Below are 20,560 nucleotides of genomic sequence, written 5' to 3' on the forward strand. Positions count from 1 at the left end.
CATGCGTCGAATTACCGCAGTAGCGCTTGCGACCAGCGCTAGTTTGATCACGCAGGCAGTCGTGGTGCCTCATTCCGCATCCGCTGAACCAGCGGCGGGCACCCAGGATTCAGGGCAGAATGTGCAGGCAGGTAGCCCGGAAGTTCTGAGCGCGAAGGTGGATAAATCGGGCACAGGACGCGCGACGTTGACGTTCCAAGACCCGCTCGCAGACGGCGGAATTCTGCGGACGCGCCTGGATAGCCGCATTTACCTCGGCGATGAGCCATCGTTTACCGACGCATCGACGGCCACGACCCGCAGGGAGGGAAATGCGGAAGTGGTGGAGCTGCGTAACGTCGATAAGCGAACTGGCATCGAGCTCGTGCGCACCTACCGTTTCGATGGTGCGCGGGCGACGCTCGAAGCGACGATGAAAAATACGACGTCGCAGATCCAGGCGATGCAGGTCGATCTGACGCACGCCGGAATGTACTCGTCGACGACATTCGACGCGACCGCTGGCGTGCAGCCGATCGTCGCGCGGACGACGAACCCGCAGTACGACGTCACCGTCGACTTCGGCGGCGACCCGCAAGCCACCGGATTCTCCGGCGGAAATGGCACGTGGTCCGACGCGAAGTACGGCGAACAGGGCACGAAAGCGAAAGCCGGCGAGGGAAGCGCGCGCTTGCAGGGAGGTCGCTGGTTCCGTCCGCTGAAACCGGGCGAGACGTTCACAGGCTCGATCACGGTGAGCGCGCAAGCTGCGCCGAAGGCCATCGACCGCGACCGCGACGGCATTCCCGATGAGTGGGAGCGCAGCGCGTTCACCCCCGCCGGCTCCGCAGAGCAGCTCGAGCTCGCTCGCTGGGGTGCGACCCCTGAGAAGCCGGATCTATTCCTGCAGCTCAACTGGATGCAACCGGAAGCTGCGACGGCCGGATGCTCGGATGATGCGTATGCACGCTCCGTGCGTGGTTTCAACGAATTCGTCGGGTGCGCGACGGCGAATAAGAACGAGTACCGGCCCTCGCGCAAGTCGCTGAATGATTTGGTGGAGCTCTTCAAGGCGCGCGGCTACAACCTTCACATCGACGCAGGTACCTGGTACAACAACTTCACCACGGACCCGACGCAGCTCAAGGGCGGCCCGACGGAGTCATATTCGCAGTACTACGCGGAAAACGGCGACGTGGGAAGCGCACTCGCGGCGGACCGCACCCGCCTGCTCGGCGGCCGAAAGTCCGTGTTCCGTCTCGGCATCATCGGCGATCAGATCATGCCTGGCGACGATTCTTCGGGCGCCGGTTCCACACCTGGCGGCGCGTTCTTCGTGTCCAAACCGAAGGACATGACCAACGACGAGCATCTGCGCAACACGATCCTCCACGAGCTCGGTCACAATCTCGGGCTCAGCCACACCGGCGTGGCGTCGATCGCGGACCCGGAGGGGCAGAATTACTTGCCCAATTACGTGTCCACGATGAACTACCTCTACCAGTTCTCCCATTTCGGGTACTCCTTCGAAGAGTCGCACTCGAGCGACGAGCTGCCCGCCGCATGCACCGGCCAGCCGTGCTACCTCGGCGACTACACCGTCCCGCCCGACTGGGATAACCTGCAGTTCTACGACGGAGTGATCGGGCGCGCGACAGGGGCGGTGGCTCCTGAGTCGAAGCATACGGAGCACGTGCCAACGATTCGCGAGCTCCAGGCGCTGGCCGCCAACAAGAACAACGGCAAGGCCGGTTTCCGCCTCGTGGACAGCCGCGACCACATCAACGGCGTGGCCACCTACCGCGACAATAACGTCCTGACCGGCGAGATCAGCAACCTCGGCCGGGAGGACCACACGTTCACGCTCGAAGTCAGCTACGCCGGCGGCAAGACATGGCGCAAGAAATTCACGGTCAAAGGCATTCCGCTTGACGACGCCGCGTCTGCGTCCCCCAAGCGCACCGTCTCCATCCCCGTGAACCTGCCCGCGGATTTCCGCGGTTCCTCCCTGCCGGTGTCGTTCCGTGTGGTCAATGAGTCGGGGGAGCAGCAGTACAGCGAGACCCTCACCGTGCCCGTTCTCGACTACACCGCCGCTGAGGCCGAAGAGGTGCTCAAGCAGGTGCTCGCTGACCCGAAGGCATCCGCGCAGCAGAAAACCCTCGCCCGCAGCGTGCTCACGCCGACGAGCAAGGGTACTGATCTGGAGGACGGAAACAACGGTGACAATACCAGCGGGCGTGCTGGCACGACCCCGGGAGCGAATATCTCAGAGGGGTCGAGTACCGCCGGTATCGTCTTCGCGGTCCTCGCTCTGATCGCGGCGATCGCGGGCCTGGTCGGAATCGTGGCCCTGCCCGCGATGCCGGGCGCGCGACGCTAGAACTCGATCGCCGCGGCGCCCTTGATGTTGCGGAGGTTCGAGCGGGCCAGCTCGACCATGTTGCCGATGCCACCGTCGAGCACCGTCTTGACCGCGGACTCGGTGAAGCCCTTGATCATGGTCCAGTCGAAGTTCGGCGGCAGGGACAGAGCGTCCGGGTCAGTGACCATCTCGACCAAGACGGGGCCGTCGTAGGCGAAGGCCTCCTTGATGGTCTTTTCCAGATCCGTCGGCTTTTCCACGCGGAAGGACTTGATACCCACTGCCTCGGCGATATTGGCGTAGTTCACCTGGGCGTGGTCCGTCTGGAATTCCTTCAGGCCGGCGACCATCATCTCCAGCTTGACCATGCCGAGGCTGGAGTTGTTGAACACCATCATCTTCACCGGAAGATTGTGCTGCTGCACGGTGATCAGCTCGCTGAGCAGCATGGACACGCCGCCGTCGCCGGAGAAGGTGATCACCTGGCGGTCACGGTCCGCCGCCTGCGCACCGATTGCCTGCGGGACGGCATTAGCCATGGTGCCATGGCGGAAGGACGCCAGCTCGTCCTTCTTGCCGTTCGGGGTGATGTAGCGGGCAGCCCAGACATTGCACATGCCGGTGTCGACGGTGAAGATGGCGTCGTCGTCGGCCAGCTCGTCGATAAGCTCTGCGGCGTACTCCGGGTGGATCGGGGTGGCCTTCGTCTTCGTCCTGGTGCCGAAGTTCTCGATCACCGTCTCGAGCAGGTGCGCGTGCTCCTTGAGCATCTTGTCCAGGAACGAGCGGTCCTTCTTCTCGTCGACGTGCGGAAGGATGTTCTCGATGACGCTCTTGACATCGCCGACGACCGGGTATTTGACCTTGGCGCGGCGGCCGATGTTCTCGCCCTTGATATCCACCTGCGCGACATTGTCGGTGGGCAGCCAATCGTTGTACGGGAAGTCCGTGCCCAACAAGATGAGCAGGTCGGCCTCGTGCGATGCCTCGTAGCAGGCACCGTAGCCGAGCAGGCCGTTCATGCCCACGTCGAAGGGGTTGTCGTACTGGATGTGCATCTTGCCGCCGAAGGAGTGGCCGATCGGGGACTTGATCTTCTCAGCGAGCTGCAGGATTTCCTCGCGCGCATTAGCTGCACCCACGCCGCAGAACAGCGTGACGGTATCTGCCTCGTTGATTGCCTGAACCAGACGAGCAGCCTCACCGGCATCCGGGAAAACGCGCTTGTCGTCGCCACGCGCGATGGTGGACTCGAGCAGCGGCACATCAGCGGCATCCTGGCTGGCAATATCGCCCGGCATGACGAAGACGGACACGCCCTTGCCCGCCATCGTCGACTGGATAGCGTGGTGCAGGATGCGTGCACCCTGCTCCGCCGAGTTAGCCATCTCGCAGTAGCCGGAGCACTCAGCGAAGATCTGCTCCGGGTGCGTCTCCTGGAAGAAGTTGGAGCCGATTTCCTGGCTCGGGATGTGCGAGGCGATGGCCAGCACCTTCCCGCCGTTGCGGTGCGAATCATAAAGACCCTGAATCAAGTGGGTGTTGCCCGGGCCGCACGATGCGGCGCAGACAGCGAGCTCACCCGTCACGAGGGACTCGGCGCCGGCGGCGAAGGCGGCGGCCTCCTCGTTGCGGACGTGAACCCACTCGATATTCGAATCAGCCACTGCGTCGGACACCGGGTTCAGGGAGTCGCCGACGAGGCCGTAAATGCGCTTGACGCCGTTGCGCTCTAGCGTTTCCACGATCTGGTGCGCGAAATCCTTAGCCAATTTTTTCCTCCATTTATGCGTTTAGATTTACGGCACCCTAGTGTACGCTTTTTCCATTTTCCGCCCCGACGGCTGTTGTGTGCTGTAGAATGCTCCGGCTTCGCGTCCTGAAACGCGTGTTATCCCCGCGCCGATTCCCCGAGCGCCCGCAGGAATGCTTCGTCTTCGTAGTAGTCGGTGTGGCCGCCGCGGATCCCGGGTACGCGTTCGGCGCCGAAGCGTGCGGTGCCCGGGTCGGTGCCGTGCAGGGCACTGAACGGGGAGCGCAGCAAAAGGATCGGGTCGGTCGGCGAATCCGCGACGGTGACCTTCGGGTCATCGGTGAATAAGGTGAGGTCGTCGACGTGGGAGGCACTGACGCCGGGCGAGCCGACGATATAGAGCTCGTCGGCGAACAGCCCGTATTCTTCGGCGGCGCGGGCGGCCACCACCGAACCGTAGGAGTGGCCCACCACGACTTTCCGTGAGTCCGGGAAGCGCTCCTCCATGGCGTACTGAAACGCCGCCAGATCGTCCGCGCCGGCGCTGGCGGGAATGCGCGACATGCCTTCAATCAGTGTCGGGGGAGCGGAGTAGCCTTGCCAGACCACCACGGCACCGCCGGTGGCTTCCGCGACGGCTTGGGCCTCTTCCATGGCCAGGGCGAATTTCTCGGGCTCGCCCGAACCCACGCCGGAGACCACCGTGGTCACCGACTGCGGCGGGATCGGTTCGCCGTTTTCGTCGTACTCCACGCCGATCATGACGCTGTACCCATCGGGCCCGCCCTCGAGAACGATCCCGTCGGCATTTGCGACTACGTCTTGCACTGAGGCGGGCGCGGTTTCCAGAAGCCGTGCGCTGATCTGGGACAACGGTTCGTCCGGGTGGAATACGAGGCGGTCTAAGTCCTGTTCGTGTTCGAGCTTGCATTCTTGGGAGATCGAGGCGGAGCAGGATTTATCGAGGAGGCGCTCCAATACGGACAACGCGGCCAGCGTGCTTTCGTGGGCGACGCGAAGATGCGGCGGCACGAATGTCGCGGCCAGGGACTCTTTGCTCACGTCGACCATGTGCTGGGCGACAGCGGCTTCTTCGAGAATTTCCGCGATTTTCTCCATTGTGTCGGCGGGATTGCTCAACGCGCGTCCGAGGTCGGCGAGCTTGTCCAAGCCCGCGTCCGCGGCCTCGCCGGCGAGACCGGCGTTGGAGATGGAGGTGCGGGTGGCAGCGGTGTCGTCGATACGCGAACGCACGGTTCCCGCTGCCCGCCGCAACGCGTCTGAGCTGGCCGAAAGTTCTGATGTGACCAGCATTATTCCGCCTTGAATGCGCAGGCGTGATCGGCGTCGACCCCGCGGATGGCAGTGACGAATGCGGCTAAATCCTCGACGTGGGTGCGCACGCTCTCGGTGCGGGTGTCCACGCCGTCGGTTAACGCGCTGTGAGCGGCGGCGAGCGCGGCGCTGGTCAGGCTAGGGGTTGCTAAATCGGTGAGCTCAGGGTCGGTCCAGGTGGGCAGCGTCGGGAGGTCGGTGGTCGGTGCTTGAACGAAATTCGTTGTGTGGTTCATGCCCTTAACACAACGACAACCAGCACTGATGCACAACGGTGGCCAAATGAACCTGTGGAATTTGAAAACTTATCCACATACCCTTGGTTCCCATGCGTATTGGACTCGTGCAATTCACCGCTTCAGAACGCGTCGCTGACAACCTCGCCGCGCTGAGCGAACGTATCCGCGACGCCGCGAACAAAGGAGCGACGCTCATCGTGTGCCCCGAGGCGTCTTCGCAAGCATTCGAATCCGGCCCGCTTCACAAGCAGGCCGAGGACTTCAACGGCGCATTCGCGACCGGGCTGCGCACGCTCGCGGAGGGGCTGGGCGTCACCATCGTCGCGGGCATGTTCCGGCCCGCAAGCGACGGGCGCGTGCGCAATACCGCGTTGATCACTGGTCCTGAGCTGCACGAAGGCTACGACAAGATTCACACTTTCGACACCGCCAACTACCGCGAGTCGGACAACGTCGAGCCCGGAACCGAGCTCGTCACCTTCACCCACGAGGGCGCGACGGTGGGTGCCGCGATCTGCTTCGACATCCGTTTTCCCGACCATTTCCAACAGCTCGCGCGCCGTGGGGCCGAGATCGTCGTCGTGCCCACGAGCTGGGCGGGAGGTGAAAATAAGGTCGAAGAATGGATCGCGCTTTCGCGTGCCCGCGCGCTCGATGCAGGGGTGTTCATCATCGCTCCGGATCAGGCGAATCCGGAAGGTTCCGCCGGGGCCCGAAATAATTCAGACCCGCTCGGCGTCGGTCATTCCCTCGCCGTCGCGCCCAATGGGACCGTCCTCGCGCAGGGCGGATTCGACGAGGAGGTCATCGTCGTCGACATCGACCCTGCCGAGGCACGCCGCCGCCGCGCCGCCGTCCCGATCCTTTAAACGCGCCGCAACGCCAGCCAATCCACCGCGCTCGCCAAGGATTCCAGGGCAGGATCACGGACATCGACAACAAGCTCAATTCGCTTATCGACGCCCCCAAACACCGCCGCCCTCACCTCCGCCAGCCGGCTTCCCGTCGCATTGATGACGCTGTGTCCGGGCAGCACCATCTGCTCGCCCCGCGCGTTCCCGCACGTCCAGTACTCGCCGATCGCCGGCCGCCGCCACCAGTTGGGCACATAGAACACCAGTTGACCGAACTGATTGGACGGCAGTGCCGGTGCAAGGTCGTGCCACTCGCCACGCTCCCCGTATGCGCCGGGCACCAGCACCGGAAGCGACTGGCCCGGAAGGTATTCCACCTGCATCGGCGCCTCCAGGTAGATGGCGAGCATGTCCGTCCCGTTCCCGCGCAGCTCCTCCACCCCAATGACCTGCGCCGCTGTTGCCGCGGGAATGCCCTGCAGGTCGGCCTCGCGTGCGGCATCCGCCATCGCGTATAGCCCGCGCGTCATCTTCTCCCAGATCGGCTCGATGTCGTGCGGACGGTCCCACAGTGCCTTGAGTAGCGCCTCACCCAGCGGGTTCACCAGCTCCTCGTAGGACTCCGGCGGCAGGCCCAAACGGCGGCGGTCTAAAGCCGTGGTGGAGGACAGGGAGGGGTTGAGCAGGGCGTCGATAAGCGTGCCTGCTTCCTCTGTGCTCCTTGAAAGCTGTAACTCCAGCTCACTGCGCTCGGTCTCCGAAAAACTCACAAGCTCGTCCATGCTTCAAAGGGTAATGTGTCGCGCCTGCACGCTAAGCTAACCGCGATAGCTCCCACGCGAAAGGTTCGGCTCATGGAATTCACAGTCTATGACTTGCTTGTCGACGTTGGGTGGATCTCCGTCCTCCTCATCATCGGCAACATTCTCCGCCAGCGTGTCCGTGTGCTGCAGCAACTCCTGCTCCCAGCACCCATTACCGCTGGTCTCATCGGGTTGATCCTCGGGCCTGAGGTGTTGAAAGTCGCGTCGTTCTCCGACCAGATCGGCGACTACACCACTATTCTCATCGCCGTGGTGTTTGCCTCCATGGCGTATTCCATGGACCTCGGCGGGTCCGTGGCCAAGGGCGCGCGCAATATGTGGGCCTTTTCCACCACGATGTTCATGTTCCAGTGGGGCCTGTTCGTGCTTGCCGGGGTCTACCTGTTCAAGCCGGTATTCGGTACCGAGGACTGGTTCGGCATGATGCTGCCCGTCGGCTTCGTCGGCGGCTTCGGTACCGCCGCCGCCGCCGGTTCCGCCCTCAAGGACACCGCCGGCGCCGCCGCCGCTTCCGCCCTCGGCTTCACCGCCGCGACCGTGGGCACCCTCGTAGCCATCATCGGCGGTGTCATCGTCTCCAACTGGGGCATCCGAAAGGGCAAGACCACCGAGCTGCAGGGAGATCTGCCGAAGGAGCTGCGATCTGGCTATATCGAGGACGAGGCTGAGCGTCCCTCCATTGGTAAAGCCACGACCAACCCGTCGTCGATTGAGCCCCTTGCTCTCCACAGCGGTTTCATTGTGTTCACCGTGCTCCTCGCCTACATGGTGAACACGCTGATCTCCAACAGGTGGGAGAACGTTTCCATCCCGCTGTTCGCCCTGTCCTTCGTCATCGGCTTCATCGGCCGTGGCCTGCTGCGACTGTTCAAGAAGCCGAACTACCTGGACAAGGACACCGTCACCGCCATCTCCGGTGCCGCCACCGACTACATGATCGCCTTCGGCATCGCCTCCATCGCGCCCGCCGCGCTGGCCGCCTACTGGCAGGCGCTCATCCTGCTCTTCGTTCTCGGCATCATCTTCTGTCTCTTCTATCTGCTCGTCATGGCGCCGCTTTACTTCGGTGAACAGTGGATTGAGCGCGGTATCTTCGGCTGGGGTTGGGCCACCGCCGCCGTCGCCACCGGTATCGCCCTGCTCAAGATGGTCGACCCCAAGCTCAAGTCCGGCACCCTCAACGAATACGGCGTGGCGTATGTCGGTTTCGGCCCCTTCGAGATCGGCATGAACATCCTCGGGCCCATTGCCGTCCTCGCCTCCTTCACCGGCCCATTCGGCTGGGTCGCCACCGTCGTCGCCGTCGGCATTCTGGTGATGAGCTTCGCCCTCAAGTGGGTTCCCGTCAAGAAATCCGCCGGAGCCACGAGCAGCTAGCTGCCGGTTGCCTCGGCTTTCTGCTCCCTGTTGTACGCTCCCCAGAACTTCATCAGCTGAAAGAAGCGCTGGTCTCCCGCAGATGACAGTGTTGCGCTTTGATGCGGAGGCAGCAGCCGTCTGATTCGCTGCGTCAACTGTCCCGAACGCTCCGTCAGCTCGTCCCCCGGGTAGCCGGTGGAGCTTAGCGCCAGCATGATCACCTCCAATTCGTCGTCGGTGAACGTCAGCGGAGGAACCGTGTCGCAATGCTCCATGGTGTAGCCGCCGTTGGCGCCGGGCTTCGAGGTGATGTTGAAGCCGAGGTCACGCAAATGCGCGATATACCTCCGCAGCGTCCGCTTATCGACGCCAACCCTTCCCGCCAACTCCCCTCCCTCCATCGGCCGCCCAATCTGCAACAGCCGAATCAGTTCCGCTCCGCGTAAGAAATGAGCGACTTTCTCTTTGCGCTGGTATTTTTCCGTTTCCTCAATCGCGGCCTCAGATGGATGGGGAGGTAGTTCCGGAATGAGATCGCCGTGCATGCTGTTTTTCTCCTCGTCGCTTTTTGGTACTGATTCCCGCCGATGCGGTTGACGTAGCTCGCCGACAATCAGCTGCGCACCGTGTTTTTCTGGTGCGATTCTGAATTTAGGAAGAACAGGCCATGTGCGCTCGGCGCGAGTGTCTACTTCAGTGAGCAATGCCCACGGCTAGCCACCAGCTATTCCGTCCGCGACTTATATTGCGACTCCCCGTCGACTAGACGGTCAGTCTCTGCCAGTGGGCGCTCTTTTCCAGTGGGCACTCTTTTCCAGTTGGGGACTCTGTAGGTGGAAGATGCGCTGAAGGCTATTGCGGACACAAACGCCCGCGTTGCGTGTCGTGGCGCATATGACGTGCAGTTTTGATTGTGTGCATTGAGGACAGTCTCGCCGCCGAGATGCCGGGGTGACGGATATTGTCTTGCGATGCCAGGAAGTTGTCCGCAATTGAGAGCTTCCTTTTCGCAGGGCAATGGCCCTGTAAGTGCTATTGAGGGCGGCAGTGCCCGCAATCGTCGGGAGCAATATATATGGAGGTCCCTCGAGTGCCAGCTGTTATTCGTGGAGCCGAAAAACACGGAAAGCCTCCCGGAAGGACAGAACGAAGGCACGATCTGAGGCTTCAAACTGACCGAAACCGATGGAAATCATTATTTTCGCCTTGAGTGGAACAGACTCAACTTCTGCGGCGTTGTGCCTATTGACGAACTAAGTTCGGACGAATAGAAGCACAGCAAATCGAGAATTAGGAAAGGAGCGAGACGCCCATGAGCTCGTTCAACCCCACCACCAAGACTCAGGAGGCTTTGCAGCAGGCGCTGCAGCGTGCATCCGCAGCCGGAAACCCGGACATTAGGCCAGCGCACCTGCTCCAGGCGATCCTCGAGCAGGAAGACGGCATCGCAGCACCGGTGCTCAAGGCGACCGGCGTCGACCCGGCGACGGTGCAAAAGGAAGCCGCTGAGATCGTCGACGGTTACCCGAAGGCCGAGGGCCAGAACATGGCCAACCCGAATTTCAACCGTGACGGCCTCAATGCGCTGAACGCCGCGCAGGAACTCGCCGGTGAGCTCGGCGACGAATACGTCTCCACCGAGGTGCTGCTCGCCGGTATCGCGCGCGGCGACGACGAGGCAGCCGAGCTGCTCAAGAAGCGCGGCGCCACCTACGACACCATCAAGGCAGCTTTCCCGTCCGTCCGCGGCCACCAGAAGGTGACCACGCAGGACCCGGAGGGCCAGTTCCAGGCTCTGGAGAAGTACTCCACCGACCTGACGGCGCGTGCCCGCGAGGGCAAGATCGACCCTGTCATCGGCCGCGATAGCGAGATCCGCCGCGTGGTCCAGGTCCTGTCCCGCCGCACGAAGAACAACCCGGTGCTCATCGGTGAGCCGGGCGTGGGCAAGACCGCCATCGTGGAGGGACTCGCCCGCCGCATCGTGGCTGGCGACGTTCCGGAGTCCCTCAAGGGCAAGACCCTGATCAGCCTCGACCTGGGCTCGATGGTCGCCGGCGCGAAGTACCGCGGCGAGTTCGAGGAGCGCCTCAAGGCCGTGCTGGACGAGATCAAGTCGTCCGACGGCGAGATCATCACCTTCATTGACGAGCTGCACACCATCGTCGGTGCCGGCGGAACCGGTGACGGCTCGATGGACGCAGGCAACATGATCAAGCCGATGCTCGCCCGCGGCGAGCTGCGCCTGGTCGGTGCGACGACGCTCGACGAGTACCGCAAGTACATCGAGAAAGACGCCGCCCTGGAGCGCCGCTTCCAGCAGGTCTACGTCGGCGAGCCGACGGTGGAAGACACCATCGGCATCCTCCGCGGACTCAAAGAGCGCTACGAGGTGCACCACGGTGTCCGCATTCAGGACTCCGCACTCGTGTCTGCCGCGTCCTTGTCTGACCGCTACATCACCAACCGCTTCCTGCCGGACAAGGCCATTGACTTGGTCGACGAGGCCGGTTCGCGCCTCCGCATGGAGATCGACTCCTCCCCGCAGGAGATCGACGAGCTGGAGCGCGTCGTGCGCCGCCTCGAGATCGAGGAGATCGCGTTGTCGAAGGAATCGGACGCTGCTTCGCAGGAGCGTCTCAAGGCACTGCGCAGCGAACTTGCTGACCAGCGCGAGAAGCTCGGCGAGATGAAGGCTCGTTGGGAGAACGAGAAGAGCGAGATCGACAAGGTCCAGCACGCCAAGAAAGAGCTGGAGCGCCTGCGCAACGAGTCCGAGATCGCGGAGCGCGACGGCGACTACGCGAAGGTCTCCGAGCTCCGTTACGGCCGCATTCCGGAACTGGAGGAAGAGGTGGCTGCGGCGGAGCGGGAGGCGTCGATAAGCAATAAAACGATGCTGACGGAAGAAGTCACCCCGGACGTGATCGCCGAGGTCGTGTCGAGCTGGACGGGCATTCCCGCTGGCAAGATGATGGAGGGCGAGACCGAGAAGCTCCTGAATATGGAGTCTGTGCTGGGTGAGCGCGTTGTCGGTCAGAATGAGGCTGTCGTCGCGGTGTCCGATGCCGTGCGTCGTTCGCGCGCCGGGATCGCGGATCCGAACCGCCCGATCGGCTCTTTCCTGTTCCTCGGCCCGACGGGCGTGGGTAAGACTGAGCTGGCGAAGTCGCTCGCTGAGTTCCTCTTCGACGATGAATCCGCGATGGTCCGCATCGACATGTCCGAATACGGCGAGAAGCACTCCGTCGCGCGTCTCGTCGGTGCGCCTCCGGGATACGTCGGCTTCGACGCCGGCGGCCAGCTCACCGAAGCTGTCCGTCGCCGCCCGTACAGCCTCGTGCTTTTCGACGAGGTCGAGAAAGCCCACCCCGATGTCTTCGACGTCCTGCTTCAGGTCCTCGACGAGGGCAGGCTTACCGACGGCCAAGGCCGCACCGTCGACTTCCGCAACACCGTCATCATCCTGACCTCCAACCTGGGCGCCGGTGGCACCCACGACGAGATCATGGAAGCGGTGAAGCGCGCGTTCAAGCCCGAGTTCATCAACCGCCTCGACGACGTGGTCGTCTTCGACCCGCTGAGCCAGGAGCAGCTCGTCGGCATCGTCGACATCCAGCTGCGCAGCCTCGCTGAGCGCCTGGCCGAGCGTCGCCTGACCCTCAATGTCACCGACGCCGCCAAGCGCTGGCTTGCCGACCGCGGTTACGACCCGGCCTACGGTGCCCGCCCGCTGCGCCGCCTGATCCAGAAGGAGATCGGCGACAAGCTGGCCAAGGAAGTGCTCGCCGGCGCGATCCGCGACGGTGACACGGTGCTGGTGGATGCCGGCGTGGCTGACCCGGCTGCTCAGCCTTCCGGTAGCGAGGAGGCTTCCGATGATGATGTTTCTGTCGGTGACACCGCTGGTCTGACAGTCACGAAGGCAGCTGACTAAGCCGCCACGATAAGGGGGTGGCGCTCCTGTCGTGCTCCGGAATTGGCGAACGGTAACAATCAAACGGTAACCGCCACCCGATAGGTACTAAAGGAGAGGCATAAAGGTTCCTGGTGGGGCAAAGTTACCGTTTGATTGTTACCGTTTGCCGTTTTGGTGGGGCGCGCGAGCTTGGCGGGACAGCCTATAAGCCGCGGCGCTGTTGCTCACGGGTGATGGTTGTTTGGACCGTCGATATGCAGTAATCAGGCTCGAACATGAGCTGCCTGGGCGTGAGACGGATAACGGGGTGGCCAAAGTTCTTCAGTAGGTTCTCCCGGTGACGCTCTTTGCGGAGGGTTTCCTCCACCCCGCCGTAGGTTGTCCCGTCGTATTTGACTCCGCCGTCTATTTCCACGACGGTTTCACCGTTCGGCCCGGCGAGGAGGTCGACTTCGATGTGGCGGTGGGCGTCGATAGGCATGCGCACGTGCATCTGCACAGGGATGCCGGCCTCGAGGAACAGACCTTGTGCATAGGGTTCGAATGGAGAGAGCGATCGCGCGCTGCTGGCTTGAATCGCGGCGCGGACATTGCCGATGCCGCGGATGGGGCCGAGATCACGAGCGGCTTGCATCATCAATCGGTGGGACATCTTTTGGTACTTCAGCCACGACATCGCGACCAAGCCCTCGATAAATCCGTGCTGGGCAGCGATGTCGGCGGCGGTTCGGAAGGGGGTGAGGACGCGGATGCCGTCGACAAGCATGATCTGCTTGGGCGAAACGGTGAGCTTGCGGAAAGTCTGCCCCTTCGGGGTGTTATGGGCGGATTTGTACCCGTTGCTGCCCAGGGTGGTTTCCACTAGTTCGGGTGTGCGTGGCACGACCCACATTCCGTGAATGCGTGCTGCCGACCGGCCGATGAGAACAGCGCGGGTTTTACTCCTTCCGACGGCGACTGCACGAAGCCATTGCTGCTCGTATCGTTTGAGTTCGCGGTAATACTCGCTGGGGATGGCCTGGGTGGGGGCCAACTGAGTGAGCACACCTGATTCGAGCTGGTGCCATGCAGGGTGGCCCGCTTTGGCTGCGCGGAGATTTACCAGCTTGTTGATGGCTTCGTTCTTGTCCATGACTTCACTGTGGACTGGGCTTGGCTGCCGTGCAGTGCAACGATGTACATTTCAGTAGACATTCTCGGCTAATGATGAGGCGTGGCCTAGCTGGGGCGAGGGTCGACCCGCGCTGCCGAATTTGCGAACGGTAACAATGATGAAGCGAACCGTGGGGTTTAGGTTTCTTATAGGCGACATAGGGGTCTGAAAGAGGGCATTATTACCGTTGAATAGTTACCGAACGCCGGAAAGGCGGCTGGGCGAGCTGGCCGTCGCAGGGCTGAGTGACGATAGACGCGGGTTGCGACAGGAACAAAGGGCTTCGGCACTACAATCTCCGGCATGGAGCCACTGACCACGAAGATCGTCACCCGGACCCCGCTGCCGGGTGTGGAGAACGAGGAACTAGCTGCCCACGACCTGGGCGGCGGGCACTTCGTCGTCGCGTCCGTGCCGTTTTTGGACACGAGCATCAACGTCGGCGACATCGTCGAATGCGTGAAGGTCGGCGGCCAGTTCCACGTCAACCGCAAGGTAGTCAGCGGCGGGGCGGAAACAGTCCGGATCCTGATCCAGTCGCCGGAACCGACGGACATCCCGGAGACGCTGCTCGCGTTCGGGTGCCGGGTGGAGGTGGGGCCGGGGGGCATGCTGGGGGCGTCGATAAGCGCGGATGCCCCGAGCGAAGGCATCCGTGAGTGGCTTGAGGGCCTCCAGGCGCAGGGCATCATCTCGTTGGCGTAGCTACACTTGGCGCCATGAGCGTATTCGTGTCCTCCGAAGACCTGCGTGAACAGATCCGTACCGGCAAGAAGCTCACCGTTTTGGCCTCGCTGTGGGATGCCCGCGAGGGCAACGCGTGGTCGAAATTCCAGTCCGAACACATCCCGACAGCCCAGTACTGCAACCCGGCCGATCACCTCGTGGGCACGCCCGGCTCGCAGGTGGGCCGCAACCCGCTTCCGTCGACGGAGCACTTGCAGCAGTCGTTCCGTTCGTGGGGCATTGAGGCCGGCCGCCCGGTCGTCATCTACGACACCGGTTCCGGCGAGTTCGCCGCCCGCGCATGGTGGACATTGCGCTGGTCAGGCGTCCAAGACGTGCATATTCTCGACGGCGGCTTCCCCGCGTGGGAGCGCGCCGGCTTCGACACAGTCGCCGGCCCCGGCCCCGTCTCCGTCCGCACCGAACTCGAAGTCGCGCCGGGCCAGCTTCCTACCGCAGAAATCGACGACGTGCGTGAATTCAAGGGCATGCTTATCGACGCCCGCGATACCCCCCGCTTCGTCGGCCAACGCGAGCGCCTCGACCTGAAATCCGGCCATATTCCCGGTGCCCGCACTGTGCCTGTCGAAGATCTCTTCACCGAGGACGGCCTGATCAAGCCCGTCGAGGAGATCCTCGAGGTGATGGCCAAGTTCGGCATCACCCATGCAACGGACCCCGCCGAAGCCATCGTCTACTCCGGCTCCGGTAACCACTCCTCGAAACTGCTCGCCGCCTTCGCTCACGCTGGCCTGCCCGTGCTGACCCACTTCATCGGCGGCTGGTCCCAGTGGTCCGCCAACCCGAAGAACCCCGTCGAGCGCGACATTTAACCTGTGCAGCTATGCGCTGGGCAGCTCCGGGGGCTTTAGGGCTGCCGAGCCCGGTGCTGTCCGCAGATCCGCAGCTCCACAGATGTTAACCCCAAATGTGAACCCCTCCGCAGATGTTAACCCCAAAACTTAGTTACCCCAGGTCGCGGATTTTCGGCCAATTTTGCCGACCTGCGGAAACTAACTTTTGGGGTTCACATCTAGGAACCACCGCCTAAGGGGCCGATCTGGGCCGCTGCAGCGACCGCACAAGTCCCACCCCGGTGCAGAACCCCGCGACAACTAGCCACGCCTGCCCAGTTCAGGGGACGTCGGAGGATACAGTTTTGTACTGATGGGTTACATACTTCTGGGACTGTCCGCACTCGCCCTTGCCGGGGCGAGTATTTTGTGGCGCGCAGATGCGCAGGATAAGAGCAGGACCAGTGAGAATGACACCGCCCCACGCGACGCTGAACCGGCGGAAGATGTGCGCGATGAGCCGGTGCTGCGCGAGGAAGCAGCACCGGCGGAACCAGAGCCACAGCCGGAAGTAGTACCGGAGAAGGAGCCAGAGCCGCAGCTGGAGGCTGAAGAGAAAGAGGAGCCGCAGCCGGAGCCAGAAGCGCAACCGGAACCGGAGCCAGAACCAGAAGTGCACCCGGAACCAGCAGAGGAAAACTCCGAAGAAAGTCAGAAAACGCACTCGCGCTGGAGCGCGCTGACCGGGGCTTTCTCGACCAAGCTGCCGTCGAAGCTGCCAACCAAGCTGCCCAAGCACCTACCGTCCAAACTCCCCGGGGCGAAGCAGCGCAGCCGCAAGGAACGCCGGGAGTGGGCGGAGGCGAACGGTTTCGAGTACGCGAGGGAGGATGAGTTCCTCCAGGACGAGTGGGGGCGCGGTGCGGCGTCGGCGGGTGAGCCGGTGACGGACGTGCTGACGGGGACGCGTTTCGGGCACGAGACGAGGATCGCGGATATCGGCGGGACGACGGTCGTGGCGATGGGGACGGGGATGGAAAGTGGGGTGGTGGTGGACGTGCGTCGTAAGGCGACTGCGTCGGGGGCTACCGAGGACTTGGTCGCTGTCGCTGAGATCGAGGGGTTCCGGGTGTACGGCTCGGAGGCGGGACCGGTGGAGCGGATGCTGGACATCCGCGTGAATACGGCGCTGGAGCTTCTTCCGCAGCAGGTCAGTGCGGTGTGGTTCGAGTCGGAATGGGCGCTGGCCCAGCTCGACGGCGACGCGGGTGCGCAGGAGTGGGAGCCGGTGTTCGCGCCGCTCGCGCTGCTTGCCGACGCCGCCCGCACCCTCCCGCCGCGCACCTGGCCCCACCTGCACTTCGAGCACCGCACTCGCGAGATGGGCGACCCGATCGAGGCGGAAACCAGCGCAGGTGGCGGGGAGAATGAGATGGCGCGGCCGGTCGTCGCAAGGCCGGAGGAGCCGCTGGAAATGCCCACGCGCACCACGGGCGGCGTCCGCGGCACGATGGAATATCGCGCGGTGGGCGGGGACGACGTCGACGCGATCGCGACGGGGGAAGCGCCAGAGCAGCTTAACGACGGCACCCGCATCACCCGCCGCCCCCAACCCCCGTCAATCTTCGGCGACGGTAATGCGGACTACCCTGGGTGACCATGAGCGAGAACACGAATGACACGGGCAAAAAGCAGCGCCTCGCGGAACTGGTCCGGGAGTTGGCGGTCGTGCATGGCAAGGTGACGCTGTCGTCGGGCAAGGAAGCTGACTACTACGTCGACCTGCGCCGCGCGACGCTGCACCACGAGGCCAGCCCGCTGATCGGCGCGCTGCTGCGCGAGCTGACCAGCGAACTCGATTTCGACGCCGTCGGGGGTCTGACTCTTGGGGCAGACCCGGTGGCTACTGCAGTGATGCACGCGGATGGCCGGCCGATCGACGCGTTCGTTGTGCGCAAGGAAGCGAAGAAGCACGGCATGCAGCGCCGCATCGAGGGGCCGGATATCACCGGCAAGCGCGTGCTGGTTGTCGAGGACACCACCACGACCGGCAACTCCCCGCTCACCGCGGTGAAGGCGTGCCAGGATGCGGGTGCGGAGGTCGTGGCTGTGGCGACCGTCGTGGACCGCGCGACCGGTGCTGCGGACGTGTTGAAGGACGCGGGACTGGACTACCGCTTCCTGCTGGGCTTGGACGATCTTGGACTCGCATAGCCAGGCCGAGCACAGCCAGCCCGAGTCTGAGAAAGGCCCCACCGAGTGGCAGGAAGGCCGCCACGGCGTCGGCCCGTGGGAGGGTGAGTGGCCGACCGACGAGCGCTTCGATGAAGACCTGCTGCGCAACGGCGACCGGCGCAATGTCGTCGACGAATACCGCTACTGGTCACTCGAGGCGATCAAGGCGGACTTGGACACGCGACGGCACCCGTTCCACGTGGCGATCGAGAATTTCGAGAATGACATGAATATCGGCACGGTCGTCCGCACCGCGAATGCCTTTCTGGCAGAAGCGGTGCACATCGTAGGCCGGAAGCGGTGGAACCGCCGCGGGGCGATGGTGACGGACCGCTACCAGCACATCGTTCACCACGAATCGGTGGCTGACCTCGCGGACTACGCGAGAGAACATGACTTGACCATTGTCGCGATCGACAACACTCCCGGCTCGGTCCCGCTGGAGACGGCGGAGCTGCCGGAGCGGTGCCTGCTTCTGTTCGGACAGGAAGGACCGGGGGTGACGGACCAGGCGCAGGACGCGGCGGTGATGACGTGTTCGATCGCGCAATTCGGGTCGACGCGCTCCATCAACGCCGGTGTTGCGGCGGGCATCGCCATGCATGCGTGGATCCGCCAGCACGGGGATCTGAATGGGGCATGGAAGGGGTAACGGGGAGAGGGGAACGTCGATAAGCTAGAAGCGATGTAAAGGAGGGCTTGTGCCAGAAACTTGGGCGCACCGCGCGGACCTCGCTGAAATGGCGATCACGGAGCGGCATGCGACGAAGCTGTGGGGCTTGCCCCGCACCAACCTCGCGGTGGTGAGCTGGCCGCCGACGACGAAGGAAAAGGTGTTCTTCCACTGGCATTACTGGTGGCAGGCGCACTACCTCGATTGTCTGGTGGACGCGGAATCACGGCGGTCGACGAAGGCGCGCCGCGCAGCGATCGTGCGCACCATCCGCGGCATCCGCCTGCGCAATCTGGGCAAGCTGATCAAGAACCGCTACTACGACGACAAAGCGTGGCTCGCGCTGGCGCTGAACCGCGTGACGCAGTCGGACAAGGTGGCGCGTCCGAAGCAGCTCGACGACCTCGAGTTCAACATTCTCGCTGGTCTTGACTCTGTGCTGGGCGTGCTGCCGTGGCGTACGGACGAGAATTTCTTCAACGTGCCGGCAAACGGGCCAGCCGCAATCATGCTCGCGCGCACGGGCCGCATGGACAAGGCACGGGCACTCATCGACTGGATCTTCGACCACCTCATGTCCGATGACGGCCTCGTGGAAGACGGCATGCGTTTGCTTGCCGACGGCCCCCGCAACACCCCCACCATCTACACCTACAACCAGGGAACCGTGCTCGGCGCGGCACTGGAAATCGCGCTCGGGCTCGAGGACAAGCCGGAGGAGCAGGTCTACTACATCACCCACATCCGGTCTTTGGTGCAGGCGATCTCAATGCATGTGGCAACCCCGGGCGGCGTGATCGACAACCCGGTCGATGGCGACGGTGACGGAGGTCTGTTCAAGGGGATCCTGGTGCGCTACCTCGCCGAGGTGGCGGTGCGCCTGCCCGAGGACAGCCCCGCCAGTATCAGCGCCAAGCGCGCTGCTGAACGCCTGGTCATGGCGAGTGCGGAATCGATGTGGAACCACCGCCTCGAGGTTGACGGCCTGCCCATCTTTCCCGCGCGCTGGACTCGCGACGCGAAGCTGCCGCATAACTATTCGTTGGGACCGAGCTCGATTAGCGATGCGCTGGGCACGGCCCGGATCTCTGAGCGCGACCTGTCCGTCCAGCTCTCCGGGTGGATGCTCCTCGAGGCCGCCGCGCGGGTGTCCAAGGCGCGGAAGGAGCGCGAAGGGGAGTAGCCCCAAGAAACTTCATGCGGGAAAACCCGGGCGCGGGCATACTGGGATGCGTAGAGTCCGCGCGGTTTTCACAGTCACGCGGGCAACACGAGTGACCACCGAGTGACCATCGAGTGAAAGGGATCCACACCCCCATGCCTATTGCAACCCCTGAGGTTTACAACGAAATGCTCGACCGCGCGAAGCAGGGTGGCTTCGCGTTCCCGGCGATCAACTGCACGTCGTCGGAGACGATTAACGCAGCGCTGCGCGGCTTCGCTGAGGCGGGCTCGGACGGCATCATCCAGTTCTCCACCGGCGGCGCCGAGTTCGGCTCGGGCCTGTCCGTGAAGAACAAGGTCGCGGGTGCGGAGGCACTGGCGGCATTCGCACACAAGGTGGCTGAGAAGTACGACATCAACGTCGCGCTGCACACCGACCACTGCCAGAAGGAAGTGCTGGACGATTACGTGCGTCCGCTGATCGCCATCTCCCAAGAGCGCGTGGACCGCGGCGAGCTGCCGCTGTTCCAGTCCCACATGTGGGACGGTTCCGCCATCCCGATCGACGAGAACCTCGAGATCGCGCAGGAGCTGCTGGAGAAGGCGCGCAAGGCCAACATCATTCTCGAGGTCGAGATCGGTGTCGTTGGCGGCGAGGAAGACGGCGTGCAGGCCAAGGCCGGCGCAAACCTCTACACCACGCGCGAGGACTTCGAGAAGACCATCGACGCCATCGGCACCGGTGAGAAGGGCCGCTACCTGCTGGCTGCCACCTTCGGCAACGTTCACGGCGTGTACAAGCCCGGCAACGTGAAGCTGAAGCCGGAGGTGCTGGAGATGGGGCAGGAAGCTGCCGTCGAAAAGCTTGGCCTGAATGCAGGCGATAAGCCGTTCGACTTCGTGTTCCACGGCGGTTCCGGCTCCGAGCCGGAGAAGATCGCGCAGGCCCTGTCCTACGGTGTTGTGAAGATGAACGTGGACACCGACACCCAGTACGCGTTCACCCGCCCGGTGGCTGAGCACATGTTCCAGAACTACGACGGCGTGCTCAAGGTCGACGGCGAAGTGGGCAACAAGAAGACCTACGACCCGCGTTCCTACTTGAAGAAGGCGGAGCAGTCCATGGCTGATCGTGTCGTCCAGGCGTGCGAGAACCTCAACTCGGTGGGCAAGTCCGTGTCCAAGTAA

General features: G+C 63.4%; 17 protein-coding genes. 11 read left to right on the plus strand and 6 right to left on the minus strand.

Features of this window, described 5'->3' with window-relative positions; genetic code table 11:
- Position 1: 1 nt before the first annotated feature.
- Positions 2–2,362 (plus strand): hypothetical protein, encoded by a 2,361-nt coding sequence (locus J5Y21_RS07055; RefSeq protein ID WP_210574001.1) that lies wholly within the window; start codon positions 2–4, stop codon positions 2,360–2,362.
- Here J5Y21_RS07055 and J5Y21_RS07060 read toward each other — a convergent pair.
- The 3 genes from J5Y21_RS07060 to J5Y21_RS07070 all read right to left on the minus strand — a co-directional run bounded on the left by J5Y21_RS07060 (position 2,359) and on the right by J5Y21_RS07070 (position 5,668).
- Positions 2,359–4,116 carry a pyruvate dehydrogenase gene (locus J5Y21_RS07060; RefSeq protein WP_210574002.1) on the minus strand — a complete coding sequence of 586 codons (1,758 nt, stop codon included), beginning with the start codon at positions 4,114–4,116 and terminating at the stop codon, positions 2,359–2,361. The two genes, J5Y21_RS07055 and J5Y21_RS07060, sit on opposite strands and share 4 nt — an antisense overlap.
- Before the next feature lie 119 nt (positions 4,117–4,235).
- The gene (locus tag J5Y21_RS07065) at positions 4,236–5,411 is read right to left on the minus strand and encodes an alpha/beta hydrolase (RefSeq protein ID WP_210574003.1); all 1,176 of its coding nucleotides are present in this window, start codon (positions 5,409–5,411) and stop codon (positions 4,236–4,238) included.
- The gene (locus tag J5Y21_RS07070; protein WP_210574004.1) at positions 5,411–5,668 is read right to left on the minus strand and encodes a hypothetical protein; all 258 of its coding nucleotides are present in this window, start codon (positions 5,666–5,668) and stop codon (positions 5,411–5,413) included. The genes J5Y21_RS07065 and J5Y21_RS07070 overlap by 1 nt, the downstream gene beginning before the upstream one ends.
- A 92-nt stretch (positions 5,669–5,760) precedes the next feature.
- Here J5Y21_RS07070 and J5Y21_RS07075 point away from each other — a divergent pair, with 92 nt between their 5' ends.
- Positions 5,761–6,540, plus strand: coding sequence for a nitrilase-related carbon-nitrogen hydrolase (locus J5Y21_RS07075; protein WP_210574005.1), 780 nt, complete (start codon positions 5,761–5,763; stop codon positions 6,538–6,540).
- Here J5Y21_RS07075 and J5Y21_RS07080 read toward each other — a convergent pair.
- Positions 6,537–7,307: a hypothetical protein gene (locus J5Y21_RS07080; RefSeq protein WP_210574006.1), complete on the minus strand. Its 771-nt coding sequence runs from the start codon at positions 7,305–7,307 to the stop codon at positions 6,537–6,539. The two genes, J5Y21_RS07075 and J5Y21_RS07080, sit on opposite strands and share 4 nt — an antisense overlap.
- Positions 7,308–7,379: 72 nt before the next feature.
- Between J5Y21_RS07080 and J5Y21_RS07085 the strand changes: the two genes are divergently transcribed.
- A complete protein-coding gene (locus tag J5Y21_RS07085) occupies positions 7,380–8,726 on the plus strand; it encodes a sodium/glutamate symporter (protein WP_210574007.1) in 1,347 nt (448 codons plus the stop codon).
- Here the strand turns inward: J5Y21_RS07085 and J5Y21_RS07090 are convergent.
- Positions 8,723–9,412: an HTH domain-containing protein gene (locus J5Y21_RS07090; RefSeq protein ID WP_210574008.1), complete on the minus strand. Its 690-nt coding sequence runs from the start codon at positions 9,410–9,412 to the stop codon at positions 8,723–8,725. The two genes, J5Y21_RS07085 and J5Y21_RS07090, sit on opposite strands and share 4 nt — an antisense overlap.
- Positions 9,413–10,020: 608 nt before the next feature.
- On the opposite strand from J5Y21_RS07090, the gene clpB reads away from it, so the two are divergent.
- Entirely contained in the window at positions 10,021–12,645 is a 2,625-nt protein-coding gene (clpB, locus tag J5Y21_RS07095) for an ATP-dependent chaperone ClpB (protein WP_246875040.1), read from the plus strand.
- A gap of 184 nt (positions 12,646–12,829) precedes the next feature.
- Here the strand turns inward: clpB and J5Y21_RS07100 are convergent, their stop codons facing one another.
- On the minus strand, positions 12,830–13,759 hold the full coding sequence (locus J5Y21_RS07100) for a hypothetical protein (RefSeq protein ID WP_210574009.1): 930 nt from the start codon (positions 13,757–13,759) through the stop codon (positions 12,830–12,832).
- 324 nt (positions 13,760–14,083) lie between these two features.
- Here J5Y21_RS07100 and J5Y21_RS07105 point away from each other — a divergent pair, with 324 nt between their 5' ends.
- From J5Y21_RS07105 to fbaA, 7 genes are all read left to right on the plus strand, one after another.
- Positions 14,084–14,485, plus strand: coding sequence for a DUF4265 domain-containing protein (locus tag J5Y21_RS07105; protein ID WP_210574010.1), 402 nt, complete (start codon positions 14,084–14,086; stop codon positions 14,483–14,485).
- A 14-nt stretch (positions 14,486–14,499) separates the two neighbouring features.
- Entirely contained in the window at positions 14,500–15,339 is an 840-nt protein-coding gene (locus J5Y21_RS07110) for a sulfurtransferase (protein ID WP_210574011.1), read from the plus strand.
- 334 nt (positions 15,340–15,673) lie between these two features.
- On the plus strand, positions 15,674–16,957 hold the full coding sequence (locus J5Y21_RS07115) for a hypothetical protein (protein WP_210574012.1): 1,284 nt from the start codon (positions 15,674–15,676) through the stop codon (positions 16,955–16,957).
- 2 nt (positions 16,958–16,959) lie between these two features.
- Positions 16,960–17,514, plus strand: a complete 555-nt coding sequence (gene pyrE / locus J5Y21_RS07120) for an orotate phosphoribosyltransferase (protein WP_210574013.1) — start codon at positions 16,960–16,962, stop codon at positions 17,512–17,514.
- Complete coding sequence (locus J5Y21_RS07125; RefSeq protein WP_210574015.1) at positions 17,501–18,187, plus strand: RNA methyltransferase; 687 nt, start codon at positions 17,501–17,503, stop codon at positions 18,185–18,187. Before pyrE ends, J5Y21_RS07125 begins: the two co-directional genes overlap by 14 nt.
- Before the next feature lie 49 nt (positions 18,188–18,236).
- Entirely contained in the window at positions 18,237–19,391 is a 1,155-nt protein-coding gene (locus J5Y21_RS07130; RefSeq protein WP_210574017.1) for a glycoside hydrolase family 76 protein, read from the plus strand.
- A 134-nt stretch (positions 19,392–19,525) separates the two neighbouring features.
- Positions 19,526–20,560 (plus strand): class II fructose-bisphosphate aldolase, encoded by a 1,035-nt coding sequence (gene fbaA, locus J5Y21_RS07135; protein ID WP_210574019.1) that lies wholly within the window; start codon positions 19,526–19,528, stop codon positions 20,558–20,560.

Source organism: Corynebacterium sp. Marseille-P3884, from assembly GCF_017942225.1.
GTDB lineage: Bacteria > Actinomycetota > Actinomycetes > Mycobacteriales > Mycobacteriaceae > Corynebacterium.

Coding starts and splice junctions, on each gene's coding strand:
- J5Y21_RS07080 (WP_210574006.1), bottom strand. CDS start 7,307: ATGGACGAGCTTGTGAGTTTTTCGGAGACCGAGCGCAGTGAGCTGGAG.
- J5Y21_RS07070 (WP_210574004.1), bottom strand. CDS start 5,668: ATGAACCACACAACGAATTTCGTTCAAGCACCGACCACCGACCTCCCG.
- clpB (WP_246875040.1), top strand. CDS start 10,021: ATGAGCTCGTTCAACCCCACCACCAAGACTCAGGAGGCTTTGCAGCAG.
- pyrE (WP_210574013.1), top strand. CDS start 16,960: ATGAGCGAGAACACGAATGACACGGGCAAAAAGCAGCGCCTCGCGGAA.
- J5Y21_RS07065 (WP_210574003.1), bottom strand. CDS start 5,411: ATGCTGGTCACATCAGAACTTTCGGCCAGCTCAGACGCGTTGCGGCGG.
- J5Y21_RS07115 (WP_210574012.1), top strand. CDS start 15,674: ATGGGTTACATACTTCTGGGACTGTCCGCACTCGCCCTTGCCGGGGCG.
- J5Y21_RS07100 (WP_210574009.1), bottom strand. CDS start 13,759: ATGGACAAGAACGAAGCCATCAACAAGCTGGTAAATCTCCGCGCAGCC.
- J5Y21_RS07085 (WP_210574007.1), top strand. CDS start 7,380: ATGGAATTCACAGTCTATGACTTGCTTGTCGACGTTGGGTGGATCTCC.
- fbaA (WP_210574019.1), top strand. CDS start 19,526: ATGCCTATTGCAACCCCTGAGGTTTACAACGAAATGCTCGACCGCGCG.
- J5Y21_RS07105 (WP_210574010.1), top strand. CDS start 14,084: ATGGAGCCACTGACCACGAAGATCGTCACCCGGACCCCGCTGCCGGGT.
- J5Y21_RS07055 (WP_210574001.1), top strand. CDS start 2: ATGCGTCGAATTACCGCAGTAGCGCTTGCGACCAGCGCTAGTTTGATC.
- J5Y21_RS07110 (WP_210574011.1), top strand. CDS start 14,500: ATGAGCGTATTCGTGTCCTCCGAAGACCTGCGTGAACAGATCCGTACC.
- J5Y21_RS07075 (WP_210574005.1), top strand. CDS start 5,761: ATGCGTATTGGACTCGTGCAATTCACCGCTTCAGAACGCGTCGCTGAC.